Genomic DNA, 1,709 nt, shown 5'->3' with positions numbered 1-1,709 from the left:
CAGGTCCTGGACGACATGATCGGGCTGCGCGGTTCCGGCCACGGCGACACCCTCATGGCCCGCCGCGGCCTGGCGTGGGCCTTCGGGGCGCTATGGCGCTACCGGGAGCAGGTGGAGGTCCTGGCGGAGACCCTCACCGAGAGCCTTGGTGCGTACGGGACGGACCATCCGGTGACGCTCGCCGTCCGGAGCGAGTACGCGGCGGCCCTCGCCCGCATGGGGAGATGGCGTGAAGTGCGGCGCGTGGAAACCGAGTTGTCCGACACCTACCTCCGACTCCTCGGTCCTGACCACCCGTTCACCGTCCACGCGCTCGGCAGGACCGCGTATCCCCTGCGCAGACGCCAGCGCCGTATCAAGGCGCTCACCGTCCGCAGACGGGTCCTCGCTGCGTACGAACGGCGCTCGGGCCCCCTCAGCGATGAGGCCGTCACCGCCCGGCGCAGGCTCGGATCCGCCTACGTCTCCGTCGGCCTGGTGTGGAAGAACGTCACCCTCCAACGGCGCCTGCTCGACGACCTCACCGCCGAGTTCGGGCCCGACCACTCCTGGACCCTGGCCCAGCGGGACTGGTGGGCGACCAGCGCCCTGCGCTACTCCGGCCGGTGGCGCGAGGCGTTGACCGTCATGCGGGAGCTCGTCGCCGACTACGAGCGGATCCACGGGCCCGCACACCGCTGGACCCTCCAAGCCCGCCTGGAGGCAGGCAGACTCGCTCGCCGCACCGGCCGCGGCCGTACCGCCGTGACGGAGCTCGCCGCCCTCGTCGCCGACCACGAGCGGCTGCACGGCCCCGAGCACGCCTGGACCTGGCTGGCCCGCACCAGTCATGCCTACGCCCTGCTCTGGTCCCTCCATCCCCGCCGGTCCACCGACCGGTACGGTGTGCTCCTCCACGACGCCGTCCGGATCTTCGGGCCGCGCAGCCTCCAGGTCCGGACCGTCGGGCGGCGGTACGCCCTCCTCTGTCTGGCCGTCGGCCGCTGGGGACGGATCCCGGAGGCCCTCCGCGTACTCCGCGGGGAGTAATCCCGGTCGGCCGCCTCCCCGAGCCGTATCCCCCAAGTCGGCCCCCAGCCCGACGGATCCCGCGCCCGGTGGCGGAAGGGTGGAGCGTGAACCTGTCACCTCTGCCGAAGGGGGCCCGTCATGGGGGCCGAACGGACCAAGGACGCACCGGCGCGGCGGCGCGCCGTGCCCTGGGTGCTTCTGGGGCTGTGGATCGTCGTGCTCGCGCTGGCCTCGCCGTTCGCGGCGAAGCTCGCCGATGTGCAGAAGGACCGGGCCGTCGACTACCTCCCCGCGAGTGCCGGGTCCACCGAAGTCGCGAGGATCCAGGAGCAGTTGCCCGGCGGCGAGGCCACCGAACTCGTGCTCGTCTACCACCGGGACGGGGGGTTGACCACCGCCGATCGGAAGGCCGCGGCGGACCAGGTCGCCGAGGTGGCGGACGAGCACGAGCTCGTCGGCGAGCCCGCGGCCGTGCCCTCCGAGGACGGCACCACCCTCATGTATCCCGTGGCGAGCACCGAGCCCGGGCAGGACGAGGACAAGCGGGACGCGCTGGTCAATGACGTGCGGGACATCGCGCACGGTGAGGGCGGGCTGAGTGTCGACGTCGGCGGGGCGGGGGCCCTCGACACCGATGCGAGCGAGGTCTACAACTCGCTGGGCGGGCCCCTGCTCTACACCACCGCGGGCGTCGTCGC

2 protein-coding genes are annotated in these 1,709 nt (G+C 72.9%); both read left to right on the top strand.

Annotated features, from left to right (window positions below; genetic code table 11):
* Positions 1-1,029 (top strand): tetratricopeptide repeat protein (locus tag AOK03_RS39955; protein ID WP_157869236.1); only part of this gene is annotated, 1,029 nt, incomplete at its 5' end.
* 120 nt (positions 1,030-1,149) lie between these two features.
* Positions 1,150-1,709: MMPL family transporter (locus AOK03_RS44785; RefSeq protein ID WP_244177963.1), on the top strand; the 560-nt coding region annotated here is incomplete at its 3' end.

It is taken from the genome of Streptomyces atriruber (assembly GCF_001418325.1).
Classification (GTDB): domain Bacteria; phylum Actinomycetota; class Actinomycetes; order Streptomycetales; family Streptomycetaceae; genus Streptomyces; species Streptomyces atriruber.
The sequence above is the reverse complement of the archived record's forward strand: the minus strand, read 5'-3'. Positions and strand labels throughout refer to the sequence as shown.